Origin of the sequence: Paraburkholderia tuberum STM678, assembly GCF_902833905.1 — a bacterium.
GTDB lineage: Bacteria > Pseudomonadota > Gammaproteobacteria > Burkholderiales > Burkholderiaceae > Paraburkholderia > Paraburkholderia tuberum.
The window spans coordinates 1-7,016 of the sequence record NZ_CADFGP010000131.1; the positions used below are offsets into that span (position 1 = coordinate 1).

The following is a 7,016-nucleotide window of genomic DNA, read 5'->3' on the forward strand; positions in this document are numbered from 1 at the left end:
GGCCGAGTGTTCGGGCCATGGCCCGAACACTCGAACCCTGCTGCTTCATGCTTGCAATCGTCATGCGTTCTTCAGGCTGCAGTTGTTGGTAACTTCTTTTTTGCATTGGCACACCTTACACGAGCAAGGTGTTGCACTTCAAATTTGATCGCGCCCTTTCTAAAGGTGCTGAGATTGGAACCCTCCATAAACCCTGGGACATTGAGAATGCTTCATGTGCACTGGGCGACGCTGCGACGCGACCTGCATGCCCATCCCGAGTTGCGATTTGAAGAACACAGGACGGCAGACGTCGTCGCGCGTGAGCTTGAAGAGCTCGGCTATGCGGTGTTGCGCGGGCTGGGAGGGACGGGAGTCGTCGCGAGCCTGCCCGGTGCGAACCCGGATCGGGGAATCGTGCTCCGTGCGGATCTGGATGCGTTGCCGATCCAGGAAGCCAATGACTTCGCGCATGCATCAGGCGCGGACGGAATCATGCATGCCTGCGGGCATGACGGACATACGGTGATGTTGCTGGGTGCCGCGCGCATCCTGAAGGAACTGCCGCAGTTGCCTGGCACGGTTCATTTCGTGTTTCAGCCCGGAGAGGAGGGGGGCGCGGGCGCGCGGAAGATGATCGATGACGGGCTGTTCGAGGACTGCCCGACCGAGGCGGTGTTTGGCATGCACAACTGGCCCGGATTGCCTGCCGGACATTTCGGTTTGCGAACCGGCCCGATCATGGCCGCGGGCTCCCGATTCAGGATCTCGGTAACGGGCAAGGGCGCTCATGCGGCGCAGCCGCATCTCGGTCTCGATCCGATACCGCTGGCGTGTTCGATGGTTCTCCAGTGTCAGACCATCGCGGCGCGGCACAAGGATCCCGTGGATCCCGCCGTCATTTCGGTCTGCATGTTCCACGCAGGCAATACGGACAATGTCATCCCGGACAGCGCCGAGTTGCGCGGGACGATTCGCACGCTGTCGTCGGGCTTGCAACAAAAGTTGCAGCGCGACATCGAACTCATGTGCGATGGGCTGGCCGCCGCCTATGGCGCGCAAGTCGAGGTGACGTTTTTCCAATACTACCCTGCGACAATCAATACGCCGGCCGAGACCGCACTTTGCGAAGCGGTCATTCGCGAGACCTTCGGCGACGAACGCCTTAATCCGGACATTCCGGCGAACATGACATCCGAAGACTTCGGTTTCATGCTGGAGGAGCGGCCCGGCGCTTATGTGCTGATCGGGAATGCCCCTATGGGAATGGCCGCGCCCGGTCTGCATCACCCGAAATACGATTTCAACGACGACATCATTCCGGCCGGCGTCCGGTACTGGGTCGCTTTGGCACAGCATTACTTCGGTACCGTCCAGCGCAAGCGTCGGAGCGACGAATAGACCGGCGACGCCTGTGAACCGCTGAAAAAAAGAATCGACCAGGATGGGATTGCCGGGTCGAATTCCAGCCCGCTCTTCGAGGGGCAATCCCGCGCACACCCTCTAAATGGCGACCTTTGCAGGGGTGGACTTTGTCCCGACGCGCAGTTGCTTAAGCGTTTGTCGTTTGCAGTACTTACCGTATGTCAGGGAATGCGCTTCCTGTTTTTGCCGGTGAACTCTACGCGGGTTCACAACACGAGAGGACTAAAACCATGATTGACTTTGAGCCCAAGTACATCACATTCGACTGCTACGGCACGCTGACAAATTTTCGCATAGGCGAGATGACTCGCGAGCTGTACGGAAATCGCCTGCAGGGCGCCGAACTGGAGCGACTCGTCGCCTTCTTTACGGCTTACCGACGCGACGAAGCGCTCGGCGCCTGGAAGCCGTTTCGCGACGTGCTGGTCAACGCCGCCCGCCGGGCGTGCAAGCGCATGCATGTCGAATTTAGCGAATCGGAAGCGGAAAAATTCTACCTCGCCGAGCCGACATGGGGCCCACATCCGGACGTGCCGGAAGGCCTTTCGCGCCTCGCGAAGAAATACAGGCTGGTCATTCTGACGAACGCACCGGACGAGCACATCCAGAGCAACGTCGACAAGCTGGGCGCGCCGTTTCATCGTGTGTTCACCGCAGAGCAGGCTCAATCGTACAAGCCGCGCATGCAGGGCTTCGAGTACATGTTTGACCAGCTGGACTGCAACCCTGAGGACGTGCTGCATGTTTCGTCCAGCCTGCGGTACGACCTGATGACGGCGCACGACATGGGCATCAAGCATAAGGCGTTCGTCAACCGTGGCCACGAGCCGGGCACGCCGTACTACGAATACTACGAAGTCGAGACCATCGGCGATCTCGCCACCCAGCTGGGCCTGTGATCCATTGCCTTCAGTTACGCAGGGGCACCGATGAAACTCGACTCGCACCTCGTCGACACCGCGTCGGCCGGCGTCAAGAGTTGCGAGGGCGCCGTCGAGGCTCATGTGGACGCCGCCGTCATCGGTGGCGCTTTCACCGGGCTGACCGCGCCGCTCGCGCGGGGCAGCTGCGGGATGCAAAAAGCGACTGGTATCCTGCAGTCGAACATGGCGGAGGTGTTTCCGGGCGTTGGCAACGCGCGTAGCAACTATCGCCGGACTGTGTCGTCGACAGGACGGCTGACTGTCTGGCTCGCGCAGGACGGCAGGATGAGATCGATGTTTCGATGGGCCACAGGCGCCACGGCACGCAGATGTCGACGCACTGATGGCTGATGTGAGCGCCGGAAACGCCAAGGCGAACCCATGGTGCGATTTGGACTGGCCTGCCATTCCTGGACATACCGGCAAACCATCGTTCCTGCCGCTCGTCGGCGCGTACTTCCGGATCAAAGACGCCTTTTATTGACGAACAACTCCGTGTGGAGGAGACAGATGCACAAGATAAATATGTCCGAGGCTGCCGCCAGCGTCGGCGATGAACTTCAACAACTCACCCGCGCAGGGGTGTCGCGACGCAATCTGCTTCGCGCGATGGCTGCCGGCGGCTTGCTCTCGATGACTGGCGCCGGACTGATGGCGGCGAGCGGGTCGGCATTCGCGCAACAGAATCCGAAAAAAGGCGGAAAGATTCGCGTCGCGATGCAAGCGTCGTCCACCGCTGATACGCTTGATCCTGCGAAGGGCGCGCTTGGCACGGACTATGCGCGCGGGTACATGTTCTACAACGGCCTGACCGAATTCGACTCGCATCTTGGCGCAAAAATGGCCCTGGCAGAGTCGATTGAAACGAAGGACGCGACCGTTTGGGTCGTCAGGCTGCGCAAGGGCGTGCAGTTTCACGACGGCAAGGCACTCGCGCCTGCCGATGTTGTCTATTCGATCATGCGCCACAAGGACCCGGCGACCGCCTCGAAGGCGAAGACGCTCGCGGACCAGATCAAGGACGTGAAGGCGACGGGCGCGAATGAGGTGACGATCACGCTCGAAGGTGCGAACGCCGACCTGCCGGTGATTCTGGCGACCTCGTACTTCAAGATCATCAAGGACGGCACGAAGGATTTCACGACGGCTGTCGGCACCGGCCCCTTCAGGTTCAAGGAATTCTCGCCGGGCGTGCGCACCGTCGGCGTGCGCAACGAGACCTACTGGAAGACCGGACTGCCGCATCTCGATGAGATAGAGCTCGTCGGCATCGGCGACGAAGCGGCGCGGGTCAATGCGCTACTTTCAGGTGACGTGCAACTGATCAATGCAGTGACGCACATCTCGGCGCAGCGGATCAGGGGGACACCTGGCTTTTCTGTACTCGAGACGAAGACAGGACAGTACACCGACCTGATCGTGCGGGACGAAGGCGGCATTACGGGCAACGAGGATTTCCGCCGCGGCATGATGTATCTGTTAGATCGCGAACAGATTCTTCACGCGGCTTTTGGCGGCTACGGGGTGATCGGCAACGACCAGCCTGTTGATCCGACCAACAGGTACTATCTGGCGGGTCTGCCGCAACGAGGGTTCGATCCGGACAAAGCGAAGTTTCATTTCCAGAAGGCAAAGCTCGGCGCCGCTCCGCTGCAACTGTACGCGTCGCCGCCGGCCACCGGCTCGGTCGAAATAGCGATGCTCCTCCAGGCGGTCGCGCCGCGCGCTGGGCTCAATCTTCAGGTGAGCCGTATGCCTCCAGACGGTTACTGGTCGAATCACTGGATGAAGCATCCGCTCAGCTTTGGCAATGTCGACGCAAGGCCGAGCGCCGATGTGCTCTTTACGCAGTTCTTCAAGTCCAACGCGCCTTGGAACGAAGCGAACTGGAAAAACCCGAAGTTCGATCAGATGCTCCTCGCCGCCCGCGGCGAACCGGACGATGCGAAGCGCAAGAAGATCTATGGCGACATGCAGGTGCTCGTGCACGAATCCGGTGGGATTGGCATTCCGTTGTTCCTGAGTTCACTCGATGCGCATACGTCGAAGCTCAAAGGGCTCGGCTCAATCCCGCTCGCTGGCCTGATGGGCTTCATGTTTGCGGAACACGTCTGGCTTGAGTCCTGACCGGGGCCGATTGCAGTCACGCGCCGCTGCCGCGCGGCGCACCCTTTCCATTCAGGAGGCGTTTGTATGAAAGCCAACGCCGCAACGGCCCACGCCATGTCAGTATTGATGCTGTGCTGCGCGCTCATTGCACAGATGGCGCGCGCATGATGGAGAGCCGTGTGCGCATCGACCATCTCGGCCTTCCTGCTGATCTCGGTGCGGCCGCCGGCGAACTGATCGCTACGCTTTGGACGCGCGCGGCGCATTGCGCGGCCAGCTCGAGGCGCAGCGCGTCGAGGCGGCGCTTGAGCAGCGCTCCCCGGCACTGCTTGCCCCGCAGGTCGAGGTGCGGAATGTGGATCTTCGACCATATCTCGCCTGCGTTCCGCAGGCGAGATATGGTTGGCGGCTATGGAATGGGATCGGCAGACGATAAGCTCTGCTCTGCGTCCTTTCCGCGAGTGGTGGAAACCAGATCGACCAGGTTCTCATAGACTCGGGGCTGAATAAGAGCCTCTGGACGCAGCGCCTCGTCGAGCTGGGCCTCCGTCATCAACTGTCGGCGAAGAACGACCTCCCTGATGGTCGTGCCGTGCGCGTGAGCTTCCGCTGCAACGGCCGTCGCGTTCTTGTAGCCGATGTACGGGTTCAATGCCGTTGCGAGCGCGAGGGACCGCTCCATCGTCGCGCGCAGGTGCTCCGCATTCGCCGTGATACCCTTCACACACTTATCGGCGAGCGCCGTGCAAGCTGCAGTCAAATGTTTGAAGCTGCGAAACAGCGCGCTTGCCATGATGGGCTCAAAAGCATTGAGCTGGAGCTGGCCGCCCTCAGCGGCAAACGTGACGGTGATGTCGTTCCCAAAAACCTCAAACGCCACCTGGTTGACGACCTCCGGGATAACTGGATTGACCTTGCCAGGCATGATGGAAGAGCCCGCCTGCATGGGTGGCAAATTGATTTCCCCAAAGCCGGCGCGAGGACCGCTGGAAAGTAATCGCAGGTCGTTGCACGTCTTTGATAGCTTGACCGCGATGCGTTTCAGTACACCCGATATTTGAACGAATGCTCCGCAGTCCTGCGTAGCCTCAATCAGATTCGGTGCTGTACTTAGCTCTATACCGGTAATCCGTTTCAGTGCTTCCAGCGCCTTTTGTGCATATTCCGGGTGAGCGGTGATACCGGTGCCAATGGCCGTAGCTCCGAGGTTGATTTCCCGAATCAGCGCCGAAGCTTCGCGCAAGCGAGCCATATCCTCTTCGAGCATGACCGCGTAAGTTGAAAATTCTTGCCCCAAGGTCATCGGAACGGCGTCCTGAAGTTGCGTGCGGCCCAGCTTCAGCAGGCCGGCAAACTCCAATGCCTTATCATCGAATGCCGCATGCAGTCGCGCCATAGCTTCGAGCAGATGCTCGATGGCGAAGAATGTCGCGATTCGAAGTGCCGTCGGATAGACGTCGTTCGTGCTTTGTGCGAGATTGACGTGTTCATTCGGATGAAGATGCTTGTAGTCACCCCGCTTGTGGCCCATCAGTTCAAGGGCCCGGTTGCAAATAACTTCATTGGCGTTCATGTTGGTGGATGTCCCGGCGCCGCCCTGGATGACATCTACTATAAACTGCTCATGCAGACGACCATCACGCACTTCGATACATGCGGCGACTATGGGGTCGCGCAGTGTCAGCGGCAACAACCCAAGTTCCGTGTTGGCTTCGGCGGCGGCCTGTTTCACGGCCGCGAGTGCGATAACCAGGTTGGGATAGGACGAGACAGTGATTCCCGAAATTTCGAAATTTTCCTTCGCTCGTAGGGTGTGCACGCCATAATATGCTTGCTGCGGTAACTGCCGCTCGCCAAGAAGGTCGTGCTCGACACGGAACTCCTGATTGCTCATAGCTCTCTCCAATGGGGTTTTTTGATAACAGGTCAGCTGTCCGGATGCCCGACGATGCCCCAAGGCACTTCGTCGGCTCCGGTGAACATTTCAATCGATTTGCCATCGACGGGCGCGACGCTTTGAGGTGAGTCACGACTTATCTGCGGAGCGACGAGTGCGAACACGGCCGCCAGATGAGTCACGCTTTCGCTACGCGACAGCCCCCGTAGCGACCGTCGGAAGATGGTTTCGGCAAACTGTCGCTTCGCTTCGATCGTCGGGATTCGTTCACTATGCATTCAAGCCTTTCGCCTACACGATGATCAGACTGCGGCACCAAGGCTGACGATCGGCGCCGGTGTGAGCGTCATGGCGATGACGTGCTGCACTATCAGGCGGCACGTCTACGTCATCTGCAGTCCTTAGAAAGTAATCATTTAAGTAGCATATAAATCGGTCTTTCTTATAACTCGAACCGCTTGAGCTCGTCCACGCCACGTCGCTTCATTGACTGCGGTTCGCGCCGGAGCGAAGCCCGCAACCAGCTGTACGAGCTTCAAAATAACTGGATTGGACGCCGCTAGATGCACGGCGGTTTCAAAGGTGAAGCGCAACAGCGGGTTAATGAACGGAAGCTGAAGTTATCGAAGCGGTTGCGAGCATACGTTCGAACACCTCGAATGGCGAATGAAATACATGCGTAG

Annotated in this window: 7 protein-coding genes and 1 pseudogene; 6 read left to right on the forward strand and 2 right to left on the reverse strand. The window is 59.3% G+C overall.

Annotated elements, in window-relative coordinates:
- The coding region (locus HWY30_RS40155) for a helix-turn-helix domain-containing protein (RefSeq protein WP_176078980.1) at positions 1-106 on the reverse strand (106 nt) is incomplete at its 3' end.
- A gap of 101 nt (positions 107-207) precedes the next feature.
- Between HWY30_RS40155 and HWY30_RS40160 the strand changes: the two genes are divergently transcribed.
- The 6 genes and pseudogenes from HWY30_RS40160 to HWY30_RS42345 form a co-directional block, all read left to right on the forward strand.
- The gene (locus HWY30_RS40160; RefSeq protein ID WP_090812484.1) at positions 208-1,380 is read left to right on the forward strand and encodes a M20 aminoacylase family protein; all 1,173 of its coding nucleotides are present in this window, start codon (positions 208-210) and stop codon (positions 1,378-1,380) included.
- A gap of 254 nt (positions 1,381-1,634) precedes the next feature.
- Positions 1,635-2,303, forward strand: coding sequence for a haloacid dehalogenase type II (locus tag HWY30_RS40165; RefSeq protein WP_090812483.1), 669 nt, complete (start codon positions 1,635-1,637; stop codon positions 2,301-2,303).
- 30 nt (positions 2,304-2,333) lie between these two features.
- Positions 2,334-2,678, forward strand: coding sequence for a hypothetical protein (locus tag HWY30_RS40170; protein ID WP_090812482.1), 345 nt, complete (start codon positions 2,334-2,336; stop codon positions 2,676-2,678).
- On the forward strand, positions 2,671-2,811 hold the full coding sequence (locus tag HWY30_RS40175; protein WP_167368862.1) for a hypothetical protein: 141 nt from the start codon (positions 2,671-2,673) through the stop codon (positions 2,809-2,811). Before HWY30_RS40170 ends, HWY30_RS40175 begins: the two co-directional genes overlap by 8 nt.
- Positions 2,812-2,837: 26 nt before the next feature.
- Positions 2,838-4,454 carry an ABC transporter substrate-binding protein gene (locus HWY30_RS40180; protein WP_090812481.1) on the forward strand — a complete coding sequence of 539 codons (1,617 nt, stop codon included), beginning with the start codon at positions 2,838-2,840 and terminating at the stop codon, positions 4,452-4,454.
- Positions 4,455-4,606: 152 nt separating this feature from the next.
- Positions 4,607-4,797, forward strand: a pseudogene (locus HWY30_RS42345) (DNA-binding protein); the annotation flags it as partial.
- A 48-nt stretch (positions 4,798-4,845) separates the two neighbouring features.
- Here the strand turns inward: HWY30_RS42345 and aspA are convergent.
- On the reverse strand, positions 4,846-6,330 hold the full coding sequence (gene aspA / locus HWY30_RS40185; RefSeq protein ID WP_090812480.1) for an aspartate ammonia-lyase: 1,485 nt from the start codon (positions 6,328-6,330) through the stop codon (positions 4,846-4,848).
- Positions 6,331-7,016 lie beyond the last annotated feature (686 nt).

Coding starts and splice junctions, on each gene's coding strand:
- HWY30_RS40160 (WP_090812484.1), top strand. CDS start 208: ATGCTTCATGTGCACTGGGCGACGCTGCGACGCGACCTGCATGCCCAT.
- HWY30_RS40170 (WP_090812482.1), top strand. CDS start 2,334: ATGAAACTCGACTCGCACCTCGTCGACACCGCGTCGGCCGGCGTCAAG.
- HWY30_RS40180 (WP_090812481.1), top strand. CDS start 2,838: ATGCACAAGATAAATATGTCCGAGGCTGCCGCCAGCGTCGGCGATGAA.
- HWY30_RS40165 (WP_090812483.1), top strand. CDS start 1,635: ATGATTGACTTTGAGCCCAAGTACATCACATTCGACTGCTACGGCACG.
- aspA (WP_090812480.1), bottom strand. CDS start 6,330: ATGAGCAATCAGGAGTTCCGTGTCGAGCACGACCTTCTTGGCGAGCGG.
- HWY30_RS40175 (WP_167368862.1), top strand. CDS start 2,671: ATGGCTGATGTGAGCGCCGGAAACGCCAAGGCGAACCCATGGTGCGAT.